The sequence below is a fragment of the Streptococcus sp. FSL R7-0212 genome (assembly GCF_038007985.1).
In the GTDB taxonomy this organism is placed as follows: domain Bacteria; phylum Bacillota; class Bacilli; order Lactobacillales; family Streptococcaceae; genus Streptococcus; species Streptococcus parauberis.
In genome coordinates this window covers 391,233-416,133 of record NZ_JBBOYF010000001.1, presented here as the reverse complement: position 1 = coordinate 416,133, position 24,901 = coordinate 391,233, and the positions used below count along the sequence as shown (strand labels likewise).

Annotated in this window: 26 protein-coding genes; 2 read left to right on the top strand and 24 right to left on the bottom strand. The window is 34.9% G+C overall.

Translation table 11 applies throughout. The features are described 5' to 3' along the window. Positions 1-2 precede the first annotated feature (2 nt). The 12 genes from scpB to MKY69_RS02195 form a co-directional block, all read right to left on the bottom strand. Positions 3-554 carry an SMC-Scp complex subunit ScpB gene (scpB, locus tag MKY69_RS02250; protein ID WP_003103138.1) on the bottom strand — a complete coding sequence of 184 codons (552 nt, stop codon included), beginning with the start codon at positions 552-554 and terminating at the stop codon, positions 3-5. Next, complete coding sequence (locus MKY69_RS02245; protein WP_003103887.1) at positions 554-1,258, bottom strand: segregation/condensation protein A; 705 nt, start codon at positions 1,256-1,258, stop codon at positions 554-556. The genes scpB and MKY69_RS02245 overlap by 1 nt, the downstream gene beginning before the upstream one ends. Beyond that, positions 1,258-2,016, bottom strand: coding sequence for a site-specific tyrosine recombinase XerD (gene xerD / locus MKY69_RS02240; RefSeq protein WP_003106224.1), 759 nt, complete (start codon positions 2,014-2,016; stop codon positions 1,258-1,260). The genes MKY69_RS02245 and xerD overlap by 1 nt, the downstream gene beginning before the upstream one ends. Further along, the gene (gene cbpB / locus MKY69_RS02235) at positions 1,997-2,464 is read right to left on the bottom strand and encodes a cyclic-di-AMP-binding protein CbpB (protein ID WP_003105902.1); all 468 of its coding nucleotides are present in this window, start codon (positions 2,462-2,464) and stop codon (positions 1,997-1,999) included. The genes xerD and cbpB overlap by 20 nt, the downstream gene beginning before the upstream one ends. Next, on the bottom strand, positions 2,461-2,982 hold the full coding sequence (locus MKY69_RS02230; RefSeq protein WP_003106223.1) for a metallophosphoesterase: 522 nt from the start codon (positions 2,980-2,982) through the stop codon (positions 2,461-2,463). The genes cbpB and MKY69_RS02230 overlap by 4 nt, the downstream gene beginning before the upstream one ends. Continuing rightward, complete coding sequence (locus MKY69_RS02225; RefSeq protein ID WP_003105157.1) at positions 2,961-3,959, bottom strand: nucleoside-triphosphate diphosphatase; 999 nt, start codon at positions 3,957-3,959, stop codon at positions 2,961-2,963. Before MKY69_RS02225 ends, MKY69_RS02230 begins: the two co-directional genes overlap by 22 nt. Then, positions 3,956-4,750: a glutamate racemase gene (gene racE / locus MKY69_RS02220; RefSeq protein ID WP_003106222.1), complete on the bottom strand. Its 795-nt coding sequence runs from the start codon at positions 4,748-4,750 to the stop codon at positions 3,956-3,958. Before racE ends, MKY69_RS02225 begins: the two co-directional genes overlap by 4 nt. Before the next feature lie 181 nt (positions 4,751-4,931). Continuing rightward, positions 4,932-5,174 carry a YneF family protein gene (locus tag MKY69_RS02215; protein WP_003105388.1) on the bottom strand — a complete coding sequence of 81 codons (243 nt, stop codon included), beginning with the start codon at positions 5,172-5,174 and terminating at the stop codon, positions 4,932-4,934. A 104-nt stretch (positions 5,175-5,278) separates the two neighbouring features. Beyond that, on the bottom strand, positions 5,279-6,517 hold the full coding sequence (locus tag MKY69_RS02210) for a diaminopimelate decarboxylase (RefSeq protein ID WP_340790910.1): 1,239 nt from the start codon (positions 6,515-6,517) through the stop codon (positions 5,279-5,281). A 103-nt stretch (positions 6,518-6,620) separates the two neighbouring features. Then, positions 6,621-7,310 carry a Bax inhibitor-1/YccA family protein gene (locus MKY69_RS02205; protein WP_003105583.1) on the bottom strand — a complete coding sequence of 230 codons (690 nt, stop codon included), beginning with the start codon at positions 7,308-7,310 and terminating at the stop codon, positions 6,621-6,623. Between the two features lie 8 nt (positions 7,311-7,318). After that, on the bottom strand, positions 7,319-7,834 hold the full coding sequence (locus MKY69_RS02200; RefSeq protein ID WP_003106219.1) for an HD domain-containing protein: 516 nt from the start codon (positions 7,832-7,834) through the stop codon (positions 7,319-7,321). Between the two features lie 39 nt (positions 7,835-7,873). Further along, positions 7,874-8,611, bottom strand: coding sequence for a TrmH family RNA methyltransferase (locus tag MKY69_RS02195; protein WP_037619739.1), 738 nt, complete (start codon positions 8,609-8,611; stop codon positions 7,874-7,876). A gap of 118 nt (positions 8,612-8,729) precedes the next feature. On the opposite strand from MKY69_RS02195, the gene MKY69_RS02190 reads away from it, so the two are divergent. Together MKY69_RS02190 and yidC are read left to right on the top strand one after the other, a co-directional pair. Next, complete coding sequence (locus tag MKY69_RS02190; protein WP_003102554.1) at positions 8,730-9,008, top strand: acylphosphatase; 279 nt, start codon at positions 8,730-8,732, stop codon at positions 9,006-9,008. 82 nt (positions 9,009-9,090) lie between these two features. Further along, the gene (gene yidC / locus MKY69_RS02185) at positions 9,091-10,023 is read left to right on the top strand and encodes a membrane protein insertase YidC (RefSeq protein WP_071519624.1); all 933 of its coding nucleotides are present in this window, start codon (positions 9,091-9,093) and stop codon (positions 10,021-10,023) included. 77 nt (positions 10,024-10,100) lie between these two features. On the opposite strand, the gene greA is transcribed toward yidC, so the two are convergent. The 12 genes from greA to covR form a co-directional block, all read right to left on the bottom strand. Further along, positions 10,101-10,583, bottom strand: coding sequence for a transcription elongation factor GreA (gene greA / locus MKY69_RS02180; protein ID WP_003105138.1), 483 nt, complete (start codon positions 10,581-10,583; stop codon positions 10,101-10,103). A gap of 68 nt (positions 10,584-10,651) precedes the next feature. Continuing rightward, positions 10,652-12,529: an endolytic transglycosylase MltG gene (gene mltG, locus MKY69_RS02175; protein ID WP_003106218.1), complete on the bottom strand. Its 1,878-nt coding sequence runs from the start codon at positions 12,527-12,529 to the stop codon at positions 10,652-10,654. Positions 12,530-12,643: 114 nt separating this feature from the next. Next, positions 12,644-13,126, bottom strand: a complete 483-nt coding sequence (locus MKY69_RS02170; protein WP_003106217.1) for a GNAT family N-acetyltransferase — start codon at positions 13,124-13,126, stop codon at positions 12,644-12,646. Positions 13,127-13,170: 44 nt separating this feature from the next. Beyond that, positions 13,171-14,502 carry a UDP-N-acetylmuramate--L-alanine ligase gene (gene murC / locus MKY69_RS02165; protein ID WP_003106215.1) on the bottom strand — a complete coding sequence of 444 codons (1,332 nt, stop codon included), beginning with the start codon at positions 14,500-14,502 and terminating at the stop codon, positions 13,171-13,173. Positions 14,503-14,528: 26 nt separating this feature from the next. Then, on the bottom strand, positions 14,529-15,140 hold the full coding sequence (locus tag MKY69_RS02160) for a hypothetical protein (protein ID WP_003106089.1): 612 nt from the start codon (positions 15,138-15,140) through the stop codon (positions 14,529-14,531). 105 nt (positions 15,141-15,245) lie between these two features. Continuing rightward, a complete protein-coding gene (locus tag MKY69_RS02155) occupies positions 15,246-18,341 on the bottom strand; it encodes a DEAD/DEAH box helicase (protein ID WP_311981495.1) in 3,096 nt (1,031 codons plus the stop codon). Between the two features lie 240 nt (positions 18,342-18,581). Further along, a complete protein-coding gene (gene der, locus MKY69_RS02150; RefSeq protein ID WP_003103613.1) occupies positions 18,582-19,892 on the bottom strand; it encodes a ribosome biogenesis GTPase Der in 1,311 nt (436 codons plus the stop codon). Between the two features lie 38 nt (positions 19,893-19,930). Continuing rightward, entirely contained in the window at positions 19,931-20,833 is a 903-nt protein-coding gene (dnaI, locus tag MKY69_RS02145) for a primosomal protein DnaI (RefSeq protein WP_003103419.1), read from the bottom strand. Further along, entirely contained in the window at positions 20,834-22,018 is a 1,185-nt protein-coding gene (locus MKY69_RS02140; RefSeq protein WP_311981494.1) for a DnaD domain protein, read from the bottom strand. Further along, a complete protein-coding gene (gene nrdR, locus MKY69_RS02135) occupies positions 22,002-22,496 on the bottom strand; it encodes a transcriptional regulator NrdR (protein ID WP_003105627.1) in 495 nt (164 codons plus the stop codon). Before nrdR ends, MKY69_RS02140 begins: the two co-directional genes overlap by 17 nt. 138 nt (positions 22,497-22,634) lie before the next feature. Further along, positions 22,635-24,143, bottom strand: coding sequence for a HAMP domain-containing sensor histidine kinase (locus MKY69_RS02130; RefSeq protein ID WP_340790908.1), 1,509 nt, complete (start codon positions 24,141-24,143; stop codon positions 22,635-22,637). A 1-nt stretch (position 24,144) separates the two neighbouring features. Beyond that, complete coding sequence (gene covR / locus MKY69_RS02125; protein WP_003104116.1) at positions 24,145-24,831, bottom strand: two-component system response regulator CovR/CsrR; 687 nt, start codon at positions 24,829-24,831, stop codon at positions 24,145-24,147. Positions 24,832-24,901: the final 70 nt, after the last annotated feature.

The following is a 24,901-nucleotide window of genomic DNA, read 5'->3' as shown; positions in this document are numbered from 1 at the left end:
AATTAATCATTATTATGAAAAAGCTCAGTTTCTTGTTCTTGTATATCAACTTCTGATATATCAATTAATTCATTTAAATCATTAATTCCCATGAAATCAAGGAAATAGTCTGATGTGACGTAAAGGTTGGGACGACCAATTACTTCTTTCTTACCAGCCTCCTTGATTAACTCAAAAGCCAATAGCTTACTTAAAGCCCCAGAAGAATTAACTCCTCTAATTTCATCAATTTCAATTCTGGTAATAGGCTGCTTGTATGCAATAATTGATAGGACTTCCAAGCTAGCTCTTGATAAACTCTGATTCATCGGCGCTTTCGCAAAAGCTCTAAGTAATTCCCAGTACTCATCTTTAGTAACCAATTTATAAGTGTTAGCAGATTCTATTAATGACAAACTTGAATCTTTATCATTCTTATATTTATCTGACAATTTTTCTAATTGTTGTTGCAAGGCTGTCGGTGTTAGATTAACCATTGTTGCTAAGTTTCTAATACTCAATCCTTCTTCACCAGCAACAAATAGAAGTGCTTCTATTTGAGACAAATAAGTCATTAATTTCCCTTTCTTAAAATAATTTCTCCAAAATTGTGTTCTTGTTGGATAAAGGCATGTTGAATCTTCACTAATTCTAAGGTAGCTAAAAATAATGTGATCACTTCATTCAAACCGGAACATTCCTGAAAGACACTAGCTAGCTTAATTGTACTTTTCTGCTTTAATTTTTCTTCCAAGTGGTTCATCAGGTCTTCAATTCTAAAGTCATCGCGGTCAATAACGGTATGGTTATTTTTAAATTCCTCTTGTTTAACTGTCATTATCTTCGAGAAGGCCAAAAAGAGGTCTGTAATGCTCCTGTCTTGATTGAGAACAGCATCTTCAAAAATCAGCTCTTGCTTTGCTTTCGAGTAGAGTTTTGCCCGCCTGTCATGTTGCTTACCTAATTCTTGACTCAGTTCTTTAAAGCGACTATACTCTTCAATTTTGCTTAACAAGTCCATTTCAGGATCATCTTCTTCAGGGTCAGCTTCAACAATTTTCGGCAGCAACCGACGACTCTTTATTAGCATCAGTTGACTGGCCATAACCATATATTCCCCTGCAACATCCAATTTCATAGCTTGTAGGGTATTAAGATAGGCTAAATATTGCTCAATAACTTCAACAATTGGCACGTCGTAGATATCCACTTGATATTTAGAAACAAGGTGAAGTAATAAATCGAGGGGCCCCTCAAAATCTTTTAATTTAATATCCATTAATTTTTATAATACTTTTCTAGGGTAATTGGACTTTTCAAGCCAAGTTCCTTACTTAATTCCATCATCGACTTACCTTTTTCCTTTTGATTCAAAATAAATTCCTGACGAAGATCTTGAGCTGAAAGTTGTCCATAGCCAATCGACTCCAAGTAGCCTTTCAATTGACTAAAATACCACTGCCTTGAAAATGCCTTGCCACCATGCTCAAACAAAAAAGTCTGTTCAAATCTTAGTTGTTCTTTAACTGAATGCATTATATGTTTGGGAATTGTTAGCACTCTCACCCGATGATTCTGGTTGATACGAATTACTTCAAATGACAAATCAATATCTTTTACAGTTAACCGAGCAATTTCATTAGGCAGTAAGCCCATCTCTAAAATGAGAAGTGCAATTAGTCGACCTTGTTCAAAAGCACTAGCTTTGTAAAAAGCTTCATACTTAATCACTGATTTGGGACTGTTAGAATCTATTTCTAACCTAATTTTTTCATCTAATAAGTAATAGTCTGGAACAAATTTTTGTTGGTATAAATAAAACAAAAACTGGTTAACTGTCGAATACTTCCTTTTTTTAGCAGATAAACTTAAAGAGGCTAAACACATTTGATATAATTTCAGCTTATCTTGAGAAAGGCGCTCACCAATAATCTCAATAAATTGTAATAAGTCATAACGGTAAGACAGTTTAGTATTTTCAGCAATACGTTTTTGATTTAGAAATGGGTCAATTTGATCAATTATGCTTTTTGACAATGTCATATCCTTCAGTAAAATCATGTAAAAGAGAATTTACAGCTTTTAAAATCGATTTTCTTGTAATAATACCAACAAATTTTTTCTGATCATCGACAACTGGTAAAAATGGATATTCTACCAATTGATGCATAATAGTTGCTAGCTTTGCATGAACTGAGAGTGGTTCAATTTTTGTATTAACCATTTTGCCAATATCAATTTGATTCATTTCCCAGTCAGTCAATTGTTTCTTACGTTGATAATTCATTATATCCGAAATACTAATTGTCCCTTTATAGATTTTATCCTTAGATAAAACAGGTACTCTAGAGAAGCCATTACTTACTAATAAAAGCATGACATGATCTGAATTATGTGTATCAATAAAGATAGCTAAATCATCCGCTGGAATCAAATAACTATCTAGGTGTTGAAGTAAAAAGCTTTCAAATTCTTTTGCAATCATCGATTAAATTCCTTAGTTAATAGGGGATAAAGTTGATGATTTCGATTAAAGTATTCAACTTTTATCAAATCATCTGTGAGTTGCACATAAGCATATAGTTTTTCATTAATTTCACCCCTCGGTTGTAATAAACTTCCTGGATTAATAAATACAATTCCCCCTGCCTTCCAAGCATCAGCTCGGTGCAAATGCCCATATAGACAGATGTCTGCTTGGGCTTCCTGGGCAAAATAATCTAATTTATCCCATGTAAAATTAATTTGATATAGATGTCCATGTGTCTGTGCAATAGTAAATGGACCAATTTTAATGATATTCTTTTCTGGGTAGCCAGGGTCATAGTCACAGTTTCCGGCTACAACGTAAATACCTTGCCATATATTATCCGAACTTTTAAGTTCAGAATCCCCATTATGAAATATGGCGTCTACCTGTCCTAAATAACGGCTTTTTATAGATTCAATAATCCCACGATCACCGTGAGTATCACTCATAACTATGAAAGTTTTGCCTGCCATGATGGAAATACCTCCATTAACTTCTTAACAGCTTGCCCTCTATGTGAAATCTCATTTTTTTCTTCGGCAGATAATTCTGCTGCGTGTTTGTCGCTCTCTCCAACAATAAAAAGAGGATCATAACCAAATCCTTCTTGACCTTTTGGTTCTGTCGCAATATAGCCTAGCCAATCTGCTTCTACGACTAAACTGTCTTTACCTGGTGCAGCCACAACTAATGTCGTGTGAAATTGTGCTGATCGATCTTTTTTTTCAAAAACCATTGCTAGTTCATGCAATAATTTGGCATTATTACTTAAATCAGTTGCTTCTGGACCAGAAAATCGTGCTGACCAAACGCCAGGTAATCCACCAAGAATATCCACTTTCAAACCTGAATCATCAGCTAAGACCATCTTCCCAGTTAGGTTAGCAATCGTTTCAGCTTTTAATCTTGCATTTTCTTCAAAAGTAACACCTGTTTCTTCAACTTCTGGTAACTCTGGATAGTTACTTAAGTCTTCCACTTTATATCCAATTTTACCAAATAACTGACGAAATTCCTTTGTTTTGCCTTGGTTATGTGTCGCAATTAAAATAGTATCACCAAAACTTTGTGTTGATTTACCAAAGAAGGCTTGTTTACTGACGCCTTGTCTTGGAACTTTAATCGCATAAATAGTTTCGTCTTCTAAAATAATGATTGCCCCTGCTTCTTCGATTGCAACAAGATGACGTCCAGTCTCTTCATTAATCATATTTAAGACAAAGGAAACTAATTTATAATCAGAATTTTTTTCAATAACGGTAATCGCATAGCCAAATTCTTGCCAATTTTCTTCATCATAATCTTGATTATTTAATGGGGCTAACATTTGATTTAGACTGTTTAGATCTTCATCAAGGACTCCACCTAGCAATTCAATTGAATTGTAGCCATTCCATTTTCCGATAAACCAGTTATCATCATCTTTCATTTGGTAAATTTTGTTTGTCATAAGGTTACATGCTCCACATTTACATTCTCTTCTAACCAGTCCGTTGCAATTTCTTGAAAACTTTCAACACCAGCTGTTGTATAAAAACGATGATTTTTTTCAATTTCTTTTGGACTAGCATTTATTTGAAAATAGTTTAATAAAACAGAGATATCACGGACACATTCTGCCCCACTATCAATCAATTTCACTCCTGGTCCCATAACATTTTGAATAATCGGACGCAGTAATGGGTAATGTGTGCATCCCAAAACAAGTGTATCCACTTTCCCAACCAATGGGCTCAACGTATCATAAACAACCTTTTTAGCTACACTCGACTTAATCTCATTAGACTCAACAATGGGGACAAATTTAGGACATGCTAAACTAATCACGCTTAACATTGGTGCCAAGAGTTGAATTTTCTCTTGATAGATATTGGACGAAACTGTCATTGGCGTCCCAATCACGCCAACTTTACGATTTGTCGTTGATTTGATTGCTGCGCTTGATCCAGGTAATATCACACCAAGAACTGGGATTGATAAGGCCTCTTTGACTTCTTCCCAAGCGACTGCAGTTGCAGTATTACAGGCAAATACAATCATCTTCACATCTTTGGTCAATAAAAAATTAACTAAGTCCCAAGTGAATTCACGAATTTGCTCCGCTGGTCTTGGGCCATAAGGTGCTCTTGCTGAATCTCCTATATAAACAATGTTTTCATGTGGTAATTGTCTTCTAAGTTCCCGAACGACTGTTAAGCCTCCTACACCTGAATCTAGAAATCCAATTGGTCTATTATCCATTATGTCTCTTCCTAATCAATACGGTAAAAAACTCAGTCGGTTTTGCCAACTGAGTTGATTTTGAACCCTGAACAGTTGACAATGAAATCAATTACAAAAGCTATTTCAAACTTTGACTATCGATGACTGTTCCTTGTCAGAAATTCTTCTTAGAATCGAAAGTAATTCTAATTACAATTTCTTATTTTTTACCTTTGTTTGAAGCTGCTTTAGATTGTCTGACAATGTTACGGTAAGTTTGTTGAACCTTAGCTTCACTAGGTTTTTGTCCTGTTTGACTCATCATTTCACGGATTGCTTCTGGTGTCAAACGTGGGTGCTCACCAAGTTCTTTTTCAATTTGTTTACGGGCAAGAAAAACGCCACCAAATAAACCACCTGCAAGGGCAACAATAATTAATAAAATCCAAATAGCTGTAGACATATGTATATAAATTCTCCTAGTTTTTTATTCCACTCATTATATCAAATTTACCTTCTTTTTACAAATTAGTCTTCTTCTCAAAACTTATTCAAATACCATGATTATTAAAAATCAAAACCTCGAATAGTTGCAAAATAATCTTCCGGAGTTTCTGCTCTTCTAATAAGTCGAGTATCTCCATTTTCTTTCAATAGAATCTCAGCTGATCTGAGTCTTCCATTATATTGATAGCCCATTGAAAAGCCATGAGCACCAGTATCATGGATAACCAGAATGTCCCCAATTTCAGCCTTTGGCAACTGACGGTCTTTGGCAAATTTATCATTATTTTCACACAAAGAGCCGACGACATCAACAGTTTCAAAATCTGCTAGCGGATGACTACTATTAGTGATATGGTGATAAGATCCATACATTGCCGGACGTAGCAAATTAACCGCTGAAGCATCTACACCCACATATTTTTTATAGCTTTCTTTCCGGTGTAAAACAGTCGTAATGAGATGACCATGCGGTGCAAGCATAAAACGACCTAATTCAGTGAAAATTTTCAAGTCTCCTAAATTATGAGGTTCTAAAACTTCCTGATAAACCTTTCTGACTCCCTCACCAATTACTGCAATATCATTAGCCTTTTCTTCTGGCCTGTAGTTGACCCCAATTCCCCCTGATAAATTAATAAAATCAAGTTTCACACCTAGCTGGTCTTTTATTTCTACAGCTAAGTTAAATAAGTCTCTTGCCAATTCTGGATAATAATCATTGGTTACAGTATTTGAAGCCAAGAAAGAGTGGATTCCAAATGACTGAACACCATCAGCTTTAAGATCACGAATTCCTTGAAAAAGTTGCTCTTTGGTCATCCCAAATTTTGACTCTTGCGGATGGTCCATAATCGCTGTGCCTAAAGTAAAAGTACCACCTGGATTGTAACGGAGTGAAATAGTCTCAGGAAGGCTAGTTATCGCTTTCAAGAATCCAATTTGATCATAGGAATCTAAATTGATTGTCGCATTAATCTGTCTAGCATATTGATATTCACTGGCCTTTGTATTGTTAGAAGAGAACATAACATCTGTAAAGCCTAATTCATGACTCATTAATAGTTCAACATCAGTTGCACAATCAACGCCACATTTTTCTTCTTGTAATATTTTTAAGATGGCAGGCGTGGGTGTTGCCTTGACCGCAAAATACTCTTTAAAACCTTTGTTCCATGAAAACGCTTTGTTAAGAGCTCGCGCTTTTTCTCTGATTCCTTTTTCATCATAAAGATGAAAAGGAGTTGGATAGGTCGTGATAATTTTTTCTAGGGTTTCTTTACTGACAAAGGGTTCTTTCATGACAATTCTCCGAATCTTCAAAAATATTAGAAACAGTATAACATAAGTTGGTACAGAATGACAGAAAAATAGCCAGTCTATTTCGACTGACTATTAATGTGAATTAATCATTTCGTCCAAAAATACGAAGTAGACTAATAAATAAGTTGATAAAGTCTAAGTACAAGCTTAGTGCCATAGCAATTGCCCAACCGTCATTGACTTGACCATTGGTTGATTGATAAACTTGCTTAATCATTTGATTATCGGCAGCAATTAAGCCAGAGAAAATCAGAACTGAAATAATAGAAATGATATAACTCATAGCACCACTACCAAGAAAGATATTTACCACACTGGCTAAGATAATACCTATCAAAGCAGCAAATAGAGCTTTTCTCATGCCTGAAAGGTCACGCTTGATACGAGCACCAATCATAGCCATAACGAAGAAGACGCCTGCGGATGAGACAAAAGCCTGCATTACTGTCGATGTAGTGTAAGCCATAATGATAAAGCTCAAAGTAAATCCATTTAAAGCAGAATATATTAAGAATAATGGCAAAGCAGCTGGTGTATTTTTGCGAGCTGCACCACTAGCAAAAAAGACTAATAACAATTCAAAAATAATTGCTCCATAATAAACAAAAGGATGATTGGCAACAATATTTAGTAAGTTATCTTTAAAGGGATAAAGCATTAAGTAGGAAACAAAAGCTGATAAGCCAATTCCCATACCGACTAAACTATAAATTTTGGCAAAAAACTGATTGAGACCTGAGTCAGTCTCTGTATAAATAATATTTTCGTTCATTTTCTCTCCTATCGATTATGACTATTTAAAGTCTTTCTAATTATTGCTTTTTTATTAAAGAAGCGACGATTTTCCCAACGATTACGCATTGGTGTTGCAGCTTCTTTGACAGCCCAATATTTGTCGACCATGGTTACAATATAGGATTCTTTGTAACGTGGAAATGCAATTGTTGCACCCCACATATGTTTAAGGATGATATCCTCTTCTTTTTTATTAAGTGTAGTCAATTTTCTGGCATTACGGATGGCAATTCTTGGATGAACCCATGCATGACTTTTATTAAATTTAGTTACGCGCCAGTCATAATAAAAGAAGTCATGAAGTAAACCTCCACGAGCTGTACTTGCTGCGTCCCAGCCAAATCTTTTGGCCATTTTAAAACTACTGTATGCGACATTAATTGAGTGTTCTAGTCGGGTTGAATGATGGTGCTGCACGATTTTTTCTAGTTTTTGGAATCGAGGATGATCAATCATTTCACCGACTAGCTCCATAAATTCTATATCTTTTTTATAGTCCATATACTATCACCTCTCATGGGACTATTATAACATATGAGCTTAAATCAGACTGAAAATAAGTATCCCTGCTGCAACAGCAACATTTAAACTCTCAGCTTGCCCAGGCATCGTAATATGAACTAGAGTATCGGCTATTTCAGTCATCTGACTGCTAATACCAGCCCCTTCATTACCCATTACCAAAATAAATGATTCAGGTGTTTCAATCGACTGGTAATCAACGGACTGATCAGATAAGGTACTTGCGATAACTGGAACGCCAACTTCTTTTGCTTGTTGACAAAACTGCAAGACATTGTCTCTCCAAACTGGTAAATGAAAGTGAGATCCTTGCATGGACCGAAGTGTTTTTGGGTTATATAAATCTGCAGATTTGTCAGAAAGAAAGACACCTGTAAAGCCTGCTGCATCTGCTGTACGAATCAATGTTCCTAAATTTCCAGGATCTTGAACATCTTCTAATAAGAGGTATTTGCCTTGCATATCTTCAAGGACTGTCGGTGATGGCATCTTAATCTCGGCAATAATTCCTTGGGGATTCGGCGAGTCCGTTAATTCTTTCAGCACTTCGTTAGTGACTAGTATGACACCTTCTAAAGAGCGCAGCTTATCAGCCATGTCTTCTTGTAAGAAAATATGGACAAATTCCTGATGTGCTTTTTGGGCTTCATCAAATAAATGCCAGCCTTCAATTAGATAGCTTCCCTTGCGATGTTTTTTTGTCAATAATTTTTTTGTTTGTTTAATTAATGGATTTGCTTTTGAAGTAATAATCATGCCCATATTATACCATATCTAGGCACTATTGCTAATAAGAATATCAACCCTATAATTAATCCTAAAAAAATAAGAAAAGTCTTACTTATGCTATAATAAGTGGATAAGGAGGACTACTATGAAAAAAGTACGTTTGACGGTATCTGGAAAGGTACAAGGAGTTGGTTTTCGATATTCGACCTATTCACTTGCTCTTGAAATGGGCAATATTTATGGGCGGGTTTGGAACAACGATGACGGTACGGTTGGAATTATAGCCCAATCTGAAGATCCAAGTAAGGTAGCTAAATTTATTCAAGAAATTAGAAAAGGTCCCTCTCGGTGGTCAAATGTGACTTATTTAGATGTTGCTTTGGATAATTCTCCTGATTATCATGACTTTAAGATGTCAAATTAAAAATCAGGCTACAGAAGTATTGTGCTATTTAAAGAAAAAAAGTAAAATAGATAGGTATATTAAAATTTAAAGGAAAAATACATTGAAAATTAAATTAAATCGTATTCTCTTATCAGGACTTGCCTTGTCAGTATTAGTAAGCTTATCAGGCTGTGTTGGTAGAGATTCTCATGGTAATCCCAAAGGGATGATTTGGGATACAATTGGTAAACCCATGTCATACTTCATCGACTACTTCGCTAACCATATGGGGCTTGGATTTGGTTTATCTATTATTATAGTAACCATTATTGTTAGAACAATAATCCTCCCACTCGGTTTGTATCAATCTTGGAAAGCAAGCTATCAATCAGAAAAAATGGCTTACTTAAAACCAATTTTTGATCCAATTAATCAACGCATGAAAAATGCAAGTACACAAGAAGAGAAATTTGCTGCCCAGTCAGACTTGATGGCAGCTCAAAAAGCAAATGGCATTAACATGCTTGGTGGTATGGGATGTCTTCCTTTACTTATCCAAATGCCTTTCTTCTCTGCAATGTACTTTGCAGCTATGTACACTAAGGGCATTTCAACAAGTACTTTCATGGGGATTGACTTAGGAAGCCGTAGCTTAGCCTTAACAGGAATAATTGCTATTCTTTATTTCTTCCAATCATGGTTGTCAATGCAAGCTGTTGCTGAAGAGCAACGTGCTCAAATGAAAACAATGATGTACACAATGCCAATCATGATGATATTCATGACATTGAGTCTTCCTGCTGGTGTTGGTCTTTATTGGTTAGTTGGTGGTTTCTTCAGTATAATTCAACAATTGATTACAACATATATAATTAAACCTAAACTTCGTCAAAAAATTGAAGAAGAATACAAAAATAACCCTCCAAAAGCATACAAATCAAACAATCCTCGCAAGGATGTGACTGCAAGTAAACCTCAAACTTCAAAAAGCTTATCAAATACTGGCCATACAAAAACAAATCGTAATGCTGGTAAACAAAAAAAACGTAAATAACAACACAAAAAGTTCCACTAATAATTAGTGGAACTTTTTGTGTAAAATAAAAAAGCGCTGAAAATTCAGCAACCCTCTTATTTTGTTTTTGCAACACTAATAATTTCAACGTCATAAGTTGCAGCTGGTGTTTCGATTTTTACGATATCACCTTTCTTTTTCCCAATTAAGGCATGCGCGATTGGGCTCTCATTAGATATTTTACCTGAGAAGATATCTGCTCCAGCTGCACCAACAATATGATATGTATCTTTATCATTTGTGCCAACTTCTTTAACGACAACTGTTTTTCCAATTGCAACCTCATCTTTTGCCACGTCATCACTATTAATGATTTCTGCAAAACGGATTTTAGTTTCCAAAGTCGATATCTGACCTTCAACGAAAGCTTGTTCATCTTTTGCTGCATCATACTCAGAGTTTTCTGACAAATCACCATATGAACGAGCAATTTTAATACGTTCAACTACTTCTGGACGACGAACTAATTTTAATTCTTCTAATTCTAGTTCAAGTTGATCTTTTTCACCTTGTGTCATTGGATAAGTTTTTTCAGCCATAATTTTTCTCTCTTTTCATGTTATGTTATCAGAAATAGAAACATGATGCCTAAGCATCATGTCTCATTTTACTGAATTTGACTATTGACGTATTTTTCAACGTTCGCGGAATGTTGCTCATAAGTCTTAGCGTAAAACACTTCACCAGTCTTAACATTCGCAACAAAGTATAGGTAATCTGTATTTGCAGGTTTTACAGTTGCTTCAATTGCAGATACCCCAGGACTATCTACCGGTCCAGGCATAAGACCTGTGTTCGTGTAAATATTATAAGGTGATTTAATGGTTGTGTCAATAGAAGCATCTTCAGCAAGTGAAGTTTTATCTCCTAATTTACCCATTGCATATAAAATAGCAATATTAGATTGTAAAGCCATACCATTATTCAGACGATTATAGAAGACACTAGCAATATCTCTACGATCTTCATCCGTAGAACCTTCTTTTTCCACTAAAGATGCCAGTGTTAACACTTCATTAACCGTTTTACCATCATTTTCAATCTGATCATAATAATTAGCCATTGTTGCATCAGTTGTTGCTAACATTTGGTCAATCATTTCCTTCTCACTACTACCTTTATAGTAATTGTAAGTAGCTGGGAATAAATAACCTTCTAATTGATAAATAGCATCAGATTTTTTAGGAATACTTGATAAAAGACGAGGATATTTTTTTACCATTTCTTTAATAAAAACATCATCTGAAATTACTTTTAAGAAGGTTTCCGAACTAAATGGTGATTTATCTTTTGTCGACTTAGTATTGACGTTATTTTCCATAGCTTTAGCCATTTGTCGGATTGAATAACCTTCTGGAATGAGAACTTTCCCCAAAACAGGTTTTGTTGGTTCTGCAGTTCCACCTATTTGCAAGGATTTAGCAATTTCACCCATCGACATGCTCTTTTGAAGATTGTAATAGCCACTTTGGAAGTTTCCATAGTTTTTAAATTTAGTATAGAAATTAAAAACCGTACTATTTTTGATTAATCCTTTTTCTTCAAGAATTTGTCCAATTAATTTATTACCAGATCCAACTGGAATTTCAACTTGAACATATTTTTTATCAGTTTTATCAATCGGATTCACTGCACTATAAACATAAGTTGTACCAATTACAGCAACTAATAACATTAGAGCTAGGATACCAGCAATAATCATTAATGAAATTTTATTTGCTAGTCGATTGACATGTTGACGTTTTGCCCTTTTCTTCACAAGGCCTCCTTCATCAGTAGAAGTCTCATTTTGCTTTTCGGTCAAAGTCTCTTTATCATTTTCTGAGTGATTATAATGAACAATATCATCGTTGCTAAGGATTGTTGCCTGACTTTCAGTAGTCAACCCTGTAGGATCGAGATCATTGGCCATTAATGGTGTAAAAGGAATTGTTTTAGATAAATCACTTTCATCTTCTTTGAAATTCTCGTCAGATTTTTCAAGACTTTCCTCTTGACTCTCAGAAAAATCAGTTTGATTTGTGTTTGAACGATCACTTGTAGTCTGTTTTTCTAAAGGACTTGTTTCAGATTCTGAATAAACAGCATAGGATTCTGAACCTGAATCTTCCTCAAGACTATTATTCTCTGAGAAACTTTCCGTACTTTCAATTTCAGATACTTCAATTGCTTCAGCTACTAGATGATTGGCTGAAAGTGGCACTATTTGGGGTTGAGTTTCCCCAATTGTTAAACTTTCACTATCTTTAACTGTTTGAGATTCTGCTTCTTTTTGATACTCATGATATAGCTCGGCTGTTCTTTGAGTAGCTTTTTGAACTTCAATTTCCTTCTGTCGAAGTTCATCTTCTCTTAAGCCCTGCTGATGCAGTTCTTCTTCTTTTTCTTTTCTGATTTGATTAGCTTTTTCCAACTCTGCAAGAATTTGCTCCTTAAAGCTCATCTTAGATGGAGTCTTTTGCTTATCATCTTTGTGATCTGTCAATGCGGATCCTCCTAAATGTAATCAACCGCAATTATAACCCAATATAGCTATAAATGCAATTAATTCCTAACAATGTTACTCATTCTTAATAAAAATAGGTATTTTAAGCTAGTTTCAAGCTTTCCACTCCATCAAATACCATATAGAACCGCCATGTTTTGAGTCGGACAAGCCTAAACTAGTAAAGCCATTCATCTCATAATAAGAAATTAATTCTTCGTGACAAGTTAAAATGATACCTAATCTTTCCTGGGCAATAGCTAAATCTTTTAAAGCTGCTAATAATGCAATCCCTATGCCTTCTTGCTGATGATGACTATCAATCGATAGGCTGGTCACTGCAATATAGCCACCAATTACTGGATTTTTACTGACACCTTGGAAAAGATAATCTTCTAAGATAGGTTGTGATACGACTGGTCCTTCGATGTATCCTACAATTTGATCATCTATCTCTGCTACCAAAAAAGTGTCTTGAATGAGGTGACAGCGTTCTTTGATAACTTCTTTAGTAGACGCTTCTTGTTCGGAAAAATTGTTTGCTTCGATTTCTGATATTTTCACCCAATCTTCAGGTCGGACATTTCTAATAATCATATGCTACCTCTTCTAACAGAAAACCTGCACTAGGCAGGTTAGTTTTATTGATTATTGTGTGTTAAGTTAGCCAATAGTTCTTCGAATGAACGTTCATATAGCTGAATATCACCAGCTCCCATAAAAACATACACTGCATTGTTATGATCAAGTAATGGTGAAACATTCTCAACTGTGATAATTTTTGATGGCTTGTTTATTTTCACTTCTAAATCTTCAACTTTTACATCACCGTGGTCGACTTCACGCGCTGAGCCATAGATTTTTGCTAAGTAGACACTGTCTGCTTCATTTAATGCAAGTGCAAACTCATCAAGCAAAGCAATTGTCCTTGTGAAAGTATGAGGTTGGAAAATCGCAACAATTTCTTTACTTGGGTATTTCTGTCTAGCTGCATCGATGGTTGCCACAATTTCTGTTGGATGGTGAGCAAAGTCATCAATAATGATTGTATCATTGATAATTTTTTCGGTAAAACGACGTTTAACTCCATTGAAACTTACCATGTGTTTAGCAACCAAGTCCATGTCAAAACCGGCAATAAATAAGTTGGCAATAACAGCTGTTGCATTTAAGATATTGTGTTTACCATAGGCAGGAACATGGAAATCACCAATTTCTTGGCCATCATGTTTGACTTTAAAGTCTGAACCATTTGTCGTACGACGAATATCATAAGCAGTAAAGTTATCCTCATCACTAAAACCATAATAATAAATTGGTGCATTAGCAGAAATCTTTTTCAACTCAGGGTCTTCACCGTATACAAATAAAGCTTTTTTAACTTGTTTAGCATAGTCATTGAAGGCAGCAAAAACATCTTCGATCCCTGTAAAGTAATCTGGATGGTCAAAGTCAATATTGGTAATGATTGAGTATTCAGGATGATAAGGCATGAAATGACGTTCATATTCATCTGATTCAAAAACAAAGTACTGAGCATTAGCTGATCCACGACCAGTTCCATCACCAATCAAATAAGAGGTATCAGTAATATTTTTCAATACATGTGATAAAAGTCCTGTTGTTGATGTTTTGCCATGGGCACCTGCAACACCAAAACTTGTAAATTGTTTCATGAAATCGCCAAGAAACTCATGGTATCGTTTAAAAGGAATATTTTCTTGAATTGCGTAGGCTATTTCTTCGTTATTATCTTCTCTGAAGGCATTACCAGCAATAACTTCCATATCTCCATTCAAATTATCTTTACTAAAAGATCGGATTTCAATACCCGCTTTTTCTAAGCCACGTTGTGTAAAGTAATATTTCTCCACATCGCTCCCTTGAACCTTGTGGCCCATTTGATGTAGCATTAGTGCTAAAGCACTCATTCCAGATCCTTTAATTCCAATAAAATGATAGGTTGTTGACATGTTAACTCCTTCTAATAGATAACCCATTAATTTTTGACATCTTCTAAACGTGTTAGATTCAGTTCTTGTGCGATTGTTTTCTCTCTATGAATACGAGCCTCTTCATTATTATAAATCTGGCTTCTCTTCAGAAAATCATAATTATTTTTTTTAGCCACTGGCTGGTTAGTTTCTTTTGGTTCATTATAATGAGTGGAAATTTCAGCTAAGATATAGGATTCCTGGCTTAACTTTTCACTCAAATGACTTAATGCTGTCGCAGGATGACTAGTCATTTGACTATTTTTTCCACTGACTGCTGACTTCTCTGATTTATATTTTGGTTTTGGAGAATAGATCATTTCTTTAGCAATATAGTCTTGGCGTTTTGCTTTAATATCGCGCTTAGCTCTTTTTCGTGCCATTTCTGCATAATTACGACCTTCGTCAATGATTTTCTTACGGTTTGATTCCTGATACGACTCTGATTGATTTTCAAAAGCAAGTTCATTTTCGTGTCTGATATCTTCGTAATTTTTATCCTGATAGTAGCCATGAATGTTTGTTATCAAGTCCGTATTTTCATACAAATACATTTGACGACCTGCTTCGATTATCGGCTGACCATCGGCAACCAATGGAAATTGATGCTTAGTCATACTATAGTCCTCTTTCTTCCTGTAGCATTCACTATTATAAACTAATTAGGGCTATTTTTCAAAGTATTCCCCTAGCGAAAGTCAGTTTTATTAGAAAAGCTGACTTCAATAACTATCGAGACCTAAAATTTCTTTAATTTCCTCAATGGTCATGCTAGCTCTACTTTCATTACCGTCAAGAACTGTTGTTACTAAATTCCGTTTTCCTTCTTGCATTTCCAGAATTTTTTCTTCAATGGTTCCTCTGGTGATTAAACGAAAGACTTCCACATTTTCTTTTTGGCCAAGACGATGAGCTCGGCTAATAGCTTGCATTTCGACAGCAGGATTCCACCATAAATCAATTAGAACAACAGTATCAGCCCCAGTCAAATTCAATCCGACACCACCTGCTTTAAGGGAAATTAGGAAGGCATCTTTTGAGCCATTATTAAATGCTCTGGTCATCTCCTGGCGATCATTAGCCGGAGTTGAACCGGTGATTTTATAATGGGTCAAACCTAAAGCTTCCATTTCTTTTTCAGCAATATCTAACATTCCACGGAATTGTGAAAAAATCAGTGCACGATGTCCATTTTCTTTGATTTGAACAAGTAGGGTTTTTAAACTATCTAATTTACCACTATCTCCATCATAATCCATAAATAAACTTGGTGTATCACAAATTTGTCTCAATCTCGTAATACCTGACAAAATTTCGATTTTACGACGATTAATATCAGCATCACTAGAATTTCGAATCCTGTCTTGCATTTGACGTAACTGAGCTAAGTAAATTGCCTTTTGCTGATCTGACATTTCGTTTTGGTAGTTCATTTCGATTAGTTCTGGTAATTCAGGTAATACATCATCCTTACGACGACGCATAACAAATGGCTTAATATAACGTGACACCTGCTTAGCATCCATTTTTAAAAAGTCTTTTTTATTGGGAAGCAATCCCGGTAGGACAATTTGAAAGATAGACCAAATTTCAAGAAGTTTATTTTCAATTGGTGTCCCAGATAAGGCAAAGCAATTACTAACATTAAATTCCCGTAAACTTTTAGCAATCTTAGTCTGGGAGTTCTTTATAACTTGTGCTTCATCAAGAATCAAGTAATCATAGTTATAATTTTTGTAGCTTGTAAAGTCCTGTCTGAAAGATGAGTATGAGGTAATAGTAACTTGGTGTTCTTCTGAAATAAGTTGGTCTCTGACTTGTTTATGCCCATAAGAGACAACAACATCTAAATCAGGCACAAATTTTTCAAATTCATCTAACCAATTATAGAGTAAACTTGAAGGTGATAGAATCAGAACCTTTTTGCCAGTAGATAACTTACTATTTAAAAAAGCAATTGTTTGAAGGGTTTTACCCAATCCCATATCATCTGCTAGAATGCCACCAAAACCATACTTATCAAGCATCGTCATCCATTTTATTCCTTGAAATTGGTAATCCCTAATTGAAGCATTCACAGCTAAGTCAGGTAAAACTAAACGCTCTGGATGTCTCAAGTCAGAAATTAACTCTTCCAATTCTTGAGAAAAATGGACGTTTTCTTGCCCTTCAAAAAGTTGTGATAATTGAACTGCCGCAATTCCGTCTAATTGTAGGTGGCCATTTTCTTTTTGTTGTGCCCGTAGTTTAAGCAATGATTGACTGATTTTTTGAGTCTGATCATCAAAAACAACTAATTTACCACTTTCAGTTACAAAATATGGACTATTGGTAAATAATGCCGTCAAAGCATCATCAATATCATTTTCAAGAATTTGAGAAAAATCAAATGAGACATCTAATAAACCGCCTTGTTGTCTTTCAATAACAATTTGTGGTGCTTCTGAGAATCTCAATTGACTAACAGATTCAGATAAATTAACTTTACCTAATTTATTAAAATAAGGAAGAGCTTGAGTGAAAAATCGATATAAGTCATGTGGTGATTCAATTTCTTTTATAGACTGAAACTGAGGAGAAAAATCATAGAAGCTCATTGCTCTGTATATTTTTTCTTCTTTTTTATAGTTACTTGCAAAAGGCAATTGATCTAATGTCATCTTATCAGAGACCAGCAAATCACCATAATCAAAGACTAGTTCAAGCAAAATTTGATTTTTGTTGGTATCAAAGTTAAAAGTAACATCAAAATCTCTAATGTCAAAACTTTTAGGTGCCTTTACTAGACCAATCTCTTTGAAATCTAAAAGACTTGCAGCCAATTTAGCTTGGTCATCTAAATCAAAGTAAATATGCTTTTGCAAATCTGATTCAATTGGTAGACTGCGTAGAGCAGAAATCATTTTCTGTTGTCTTAAAGTATTGTAATAGAAGGTGTCATTATGTAATAGGTAGACATTATCAAATAAATAACTAACTGACTTTTCACTGATTTTTAATTCAATTGATTTACGATGAACTTCAATTGTAAATTTAAACAATTCAGCCTCTGCGTCTAGTGGTTTAACAAAAACAGTTGAATAGTTCTGATATGCCCCTTCAAAAGTGAATTCATATAAATCTCTCAGTAAAAATATGCCCTCTTCAAAAAAGCCACTTGGTAGATGTAAATGTCTGGCGTGATTTGGAAAAACAAAACTATGATCACTTTTATCAGAGTCAGGAGCTTGTCGCCATAAAAATGAGATTAAATCTTGGCTAGCTTGATCGAATTTCAAGAGTGATAATTGTTCATAATAGTTTTTTCCAATCTGATAAAAACCTTCTTTTTTGATTAAGTTAATAAATCCTCGGATATCTCTGATGACATAAGTCCGATCATCAGGAAGTCGATTAATCTTTAAACTCCACCAAAATTCTGAAGAATAAGGACTACGACTACCGGTTGCCGATAGTCGGTAGACTGTGGTATCATCCTCATTCATTTTTAAATTATCTAAAAATAGACTACCAAAGGATGTCATTTTTTTGGTTTCTTCTTTTGATTCAGACTGGTTGGTAAATTGCTCAGAAATAACTTTCCCGTTTGGATCATTTTTCAAAAAATATTCCAGAGCAGCAATATGCTGGCAATATTTTTTCCGCGCAAAAAAATCACATTGACAGGTTATGGCATCATCATCTACTCCATAGGTAACTTTTTGACAATCAACTTGTGCCTCAATTTGGCTTTTTTCTTCTTTAACAATTTTAACTAATCCTTGATCATACAAGGCTATTCCTTGATTTCTAATTCTTCCTGGAATTAATCTCGCCATCTTTACCCCACCTCTGTCATTATCCCTTAATTATATCAAAATTCTATTGAGAATGCCTCTTAATAACCCATTAACAGAAAAAATTTCTCTAATAAAATAGAGAATTAGAATATTTTTTCCAACAAAAAAGAAACTGGGACAAAAAGTTTCAGCTTCTTTTTATAGAGTTTATGTTCAGTTGAGTAAGTGGTGATATAACAAAGTCATATTTCTACGAATTTATCGATTTCTGTCCCACTCTTATTTACGTTTACGAGCAATTAAGTGAATTGGTGTTCCTTCAAATGTAAAGGCGGCACGAATTTGATTTTCTAAGAAGCGTAGATAAGAGAAATGCATTAACTCTTCTTCATTAACAAAGACGACAAAAGTTGGAGGTTTAACGGAAACTTGTGTCGCATAGAAAATTTTAAGACGTTTTCCTTTATCTGTTGGGGTAGGGTTAATAGCAATCGCATCCATAATGACATCATTTAGGACAGCTGATGGAATACGGCGACTTTGACTATCACTGATTCGTTTGATCATTTCTGGCAATTTATTCAGTCTTTGCCCTGTTTCTGCTGAAACAAAGATAATTGGTGCGTAAGATAGGAACTGGAATTGGTCTCTAATATCAGCTTCCCATTTCGAAACGGTATGATTGTCTTTTTCAAGGGTATCCCACTTGTTGACGACAATGATCATCCCTTTTCCGGCTTCATGAGCAAAACCAGCTATCCGTTTGTCATACTCGCGGATACCTTCTTCTGCATTGATTACCATTAATACGACATCAGAGCGATCAATGGCGCGCATAGCGCGCATAACAGAATACTTTTCAGTATTTTCATAGACTTTACCTGATTTACGCATACCAGCTGTATCAATCATTGTAAATTCTTGACCATCTTCATCTTTAAATGATGTATCGATAGCATCACGGGTAGTCCCCGCAACTGGGCTGGCAATTACTCGGTCTTCACCAAGTATAGCATTGATTAGACTTGATTTTCCAACATTTGGACGCCCAATTAAACTAAAACGAATAACATCATCATTTTCTTCTGTAACTTCAATTGGTAGATTTTCAACAATGGCATCGAGCACATCACCTGTACCAATACCATGGACTGATGAAACTGGGTATGGATCGCCTAAGCCAAGAGCGTAGAAATCATAAATATCATTACGCATTTCTGGGTTATCGACTTTATTTACGGCAAGAATAACCGGTTTATTTGTGCGGTATAGAATTTTTGATACATACTCATCCGCATCAGTTACCCCTTCTTTACCTGATACAACAAAGACAATAACGTCTGCTTCATCCATAGCAATTTGTGCTTGGTGTTTAATTTGTTCCATAAATGGGGCATCGACATCGTCAATCCCACCTGTATCAATTAGTGAAAATTTTCTATTTAACCACTCACCAGTGGTATAAATCCGGTCACGTGTCACGCCTTCAACGTCTTCGACGATAGAAATACGTTCTCCTGCAATTCGATTAAATAATGTGGACTTGCCGACATTAGGGCGCCCAACTATGGCAACTGTAGGTAAAACCATGATTCTCCTTCTTTTGTCATCTTCTATGACAAGATTCATTAACGACGATTGGCACCTTCGAGGTGGAATTCTTTAGCTAAATAGCGTACGCGTTCCATCACTCTTTTAGCTTGCCAAGTTTCATCATTTCCTTTAATATTTGCCCACTTCTTCTCCAAATCGTTGAAACTATAATTGGATGTGAAGAAAGTTGGTAAATCTTCTAACATTCGGTATTGTAAAATAACTTGTAAAATTTCATCACGTACCCAAGAGGTTGCTTGTTCTGCACCAACATCATCTAAAATTAGAACGGGTACAGATTTAACAGCATCAATTTCTTCTTTAACTGAACCTGTTGAGATAGCATTTTTGACATCAATTGTAAAACTAGGAAAATGGAGCAAGGTAGTTGAAATTCCTTTTTGCTCAGATAATTCTCTAGCCATAGCAGCCATCAAATATGATTTCCCAATTCCCATGTCACCAAATAAGTACAGTCCCTTTTGGTCAGGTGAAGGATATTGTTCAACAAAATCCAATAACTCTGATAAAGCTTTCATTCGACTAGCATTATTGATATCAAAATCAGACATGCGAATATTGCGATATGACTTTGGTAGATTGACTAAATTTATTCTGTCAGAGATGGCAGCCTTCGTTTTAGCATCAATTAATTCTCTAGTCTCTTGATAAGAAACATCAGCATAACCTTCATTCATCACTAAAATCGGTGAATAGCCTTTTGCTATATAAGACGGATCACCAGTTTTGAATTTAGCACGTTCAACCAAAAATTGATTGAACTTTGACAAACTTAAATTAATTTCATCTTGACTTAACTGATGGCTAGAAATAAATTCAGCAACTTCAGGATCAGCCAAAATCACTTGAATTAGCTCGTTTGCATTGTTGCGTACAAGTTGACCTTTTTTATTGATTGTTTGACCAATTTTTTCCATCTAGTCACCACCTTTTCTGAGATTTTTTAAACGAAATAACGCTTCTTCTTTAAAATGATTTAGTTCTTCTTGCTCTGCCTGACTGGTTGATTCTTGATAGTCTGGATTGCTCCATTCAGGAACGTTTGATTTCTTAGGTTTAGCCTTACTTGTCGCTTGTTGCTTGCGTTCTTCAAAACTACGCATTTTCAAAACGGCCTGATTCGCGCTAGCGATATTCTGATAAGAAAAATCATTTGCGATTTTCAAGAGATAATTTTTTTGCAAGTTAGCAGAATTAGTCTTGTTAAAAGTATAAAGGACCATGACATTGATTACCTCATCCAAGAAATTCATTTCAGCTAGTTGCAAAAGTAAATCACGCTCACCTTGGGTTACGGTAGCCCGACGAGCTTTCTTGATTTTTTCCAGGAATTGCAGAGCTGTATCATTTTTAGCAGCAGTAATGATTACTTTTTCTGGTTCCGAAAATGTAGCATCAGTGTCTGCCACAGCAGATTGGGACTGCTTCAAGTGCATTCGACTGGGTGAAATTTTCCCGTTGATTGCTGTCGCCTTGGCAACTTGATAAGTATCAAACCAAGTTAATCCATATTGTTCAGAAAAACTATAGAGTCCAACTACTGCTTCATTTTCATTTTTAAACTGCAAACCATCTCTGGTCATCAATCGTTTAAAGCTTTCTAAATCAAATTGTACTTGACGTTTTTTGGTAGAAGGGGCTGCAACTTGACCTTTGACATCTGTAGAAAAAACATCTGAGAATTTTTTAGAGATATCTTGTGCATACTTAGGTACACTTGGTTGCATTTCTGAGACTGCTAAATCACCAATTTTTTGTTCTAAGAGGCGTTTGTAGACTGGACTTGATAAAAACTCTTCCACATCTAAAGCCGTTTGCAATTTAACCGCATATCCGTCTGGGAGTTGATAAAAAGTGACCAAATTCATTGCTGTCAATAGAACCATGGCATCTTCAAATCGACTCATCCCAAACTGAAGTTGATTTAAAATTTCTGAAAATTTATGACTTCTTCTTGCATCATCAAAAAATTCAATAAAATATTGATATAGGAGAACAGCATCATTCCCAATAATTGGGGCATAAACTTGGATTAAACTATTTGAATTGTATAAAATTTTATTATTTTTTACATAATAAAATTCATCAATGGGTTTCATCATTTACACTACTTTTCTTTTTTCCACGAACACGATTAGTGATTTGCTGAAGCAATTCTTCAATTTCATCAACATCTTTAAAGCTTTTATAAACACTTGCAAAACGGACATAAGTAATTTCGTCTAATTCTGCCAATTCTTCCATCACTAAATTACCAATAGCCGTACTAGAAACTTCATTCTCATAGTCAGCTCTTACTTTTTGCTCTATTCTTGAAATAAGATTTTCAATATCAGTACTAGAAACTGGACGCTTTTGGGCGCTTTGAACAACACCATTCAGAATTTTATCTCTAGAAAATTGTTCTCTGGTACCATCTTTTTTGATGACTAACAATGGGAGCTCTTCGAGTCGTTCAAATGTAGTAAATCGTGTATGACACTTCTCACACTCTCTTCGACGTCTGATGGTATTGCCATCTTCAGCCTGTCTACTATCAACGACACTAGATTTATTATAATTACATTTTGGACAACGCACGCAAACACCCCAATTCTATCAAATTAATTTAGTACTCTATTCTATCATATTTTTCACTTAAAAAAAAGAATATTCCCCTTTGTATAAACGACTCTCGAAACCCAACTCAAAGAAAAAATTAGCTAATCTACAGATTAGCTAATTGATTAATTGTAAGGGGTCCACTAGTGGAATATATAATATAAAAGTCGATCCTCCATGTAACTGACTCTTAACCTCCATACTGAGATTATATCCCTCGACAATTTGATGTAAAATAGATAATCCGATACCTAGTCCGGCTTGCGTGCTTGTCCTGTTGCGTGATTTATCAGATCGGTAGAAACGCTCAAAAATATGTTCAATATCCTCTTGCGAAATTCCTTCACCTTTATCAGTAACTGTGACAATGGCCTGGTTGGTACTTTGAAGTCGCAAATCAATTGTTATTTCTTTTTCTTTTTGCGAGTACTTAATAGCATTATCAATTAATATCATTAATGCTTGTTCAAAATGATTCTTGTATATTTTGCCCTCTAAATCAAGTTTAGGATTGGTCCAATTGAAAATAAAATCTTCACGTAAAACCTTGAAATTGCCAATGACTGTTTCAATTGAACTTTCTAGATTAGTTATATCATTTTGATGCCCATCAAAACTACCTTGTACCCTAATCATATCAAGCATATCATTGATTATAATAGCCATCCGATCAGCTTCATGAGCCGTCGCATTCAGACTTTCTTCTAAAATCTCACTATCATCTTTACCCCACCGTTGTAAAAGACCGATATGGCCTTTAATGATTGCCACTGGTGTTCGTAACTCATGACTAACATCACTTATAAAGCGAGACTGTAAATTAGTATAGTTTTCAACCTTGTCTAGCATGGTATCAAAAATCGATGACAGCTCTTCAATTTCATCACCTGATTTTATGTTTGATCGCAGAGCTAAATTATTTGGATTTTCAGAGATCATCCGCATCACATCATGTAAATTTTGCAGGGGTTCTAAGAAGTGTCTTGTTGAGAAATATATGATGAAATAAGCCAAACTTGTCCCAAATAATTCAACAAAAAGCAACCAGATTAACAGCCGTGCTCGAATAATATAATAGTTTTCTAAGTCTTGAAAGATTTGAACATATCCTAACAAATGGCCAGTTTCTTTTGAATAAACTTTTTGAATTATTGAAAGCCCTCGATATTCATCAGGTAACTGATCTTCAAAAACTTTATTAATGGGACCTTCTAAATTAAACGAATTTTCTTCCTCATCAGTCGTAAAAATCATTCGTTTATCAATGTTATAGATATAAATATCTTGTTTTGAATCTAAAATATTTGTTAAATCTCTACGACTCCGTATTAATTCTTGACCACTATAACTGTCAATCTTTAGATTTTCTTTGCTATTTTGATATAAAACATCTGATAAATTATTAATCGAAAAATTAGAGTTCACCTGTGACAGACGAACTCTAACCATATCAACAGTCTGATTAACAGCCTGTTTTTCTTTTTTCAATAAAAAATAATTTGTTGAATAGTATGCAATCAAAGTAAATGCAGAAAAAATACAGAAAAATAGTACAAAGAATAAATTAGATAAACTTTTTGGTAAAGATTTCTTATACTGACCTGTTTTCCGAATTTTTATTTGCATCTTATTTCTCGCGAATTACATATCCCATTCCACGAACTGTTTGGATGTAAGATTCTCTTCCTGGCATATCAATTTTGCCACGAAGATAACGAATATAAACATCAACTACGTTTGTTTCAACAGCTTCATCATACTTCCATACACTTGATAATAACTCTTCACGAGTCATAACACGGTTCATATTAGTCATCAAAATATTTAATAAATCATATTCACGTTTTGTTAATGAAATTTCTTCATCTCCACGATTAACTGAACGATTTTGAGGATTTAACACTAAATCGCGGTAAACGCCTTGATTTGGCGCTTTCTTCTCAGTTTCGATATCTTGTCGACGGAAGATTGCACGAATACGTGCCAACAATTCTTCAATCGCAAAAGGTTTTACGATATAGTCATCCGCACCACGGTCAAGACCTGCAACAACATCCATGATTGAATCACGCGCAGTCATCATCATGATATAAGTTGTTTTTTCTGTTTGTAAGCGGCGAGTAACTTCAAAACCATCCATCTCAGGAAGCATTAAGTCAAGCAGAATTAAATCAAAATCTTTTTCTAATGCAGTTTCAAGTCCTTCTCTACCGTTTACTTCAACACTAACTTCATAGCCTTCATGTTGTAATTCAAGAGAAACAAATCTTGCTAGATTCTTTTCGTCTTCAACAATTAAAATTTTCTTAGTCATTTACACCAATCCTTAATCTTTTAAGTTCTATTAGATTTTGAACTTAAAAGGACATCTTTTATATTTTTTT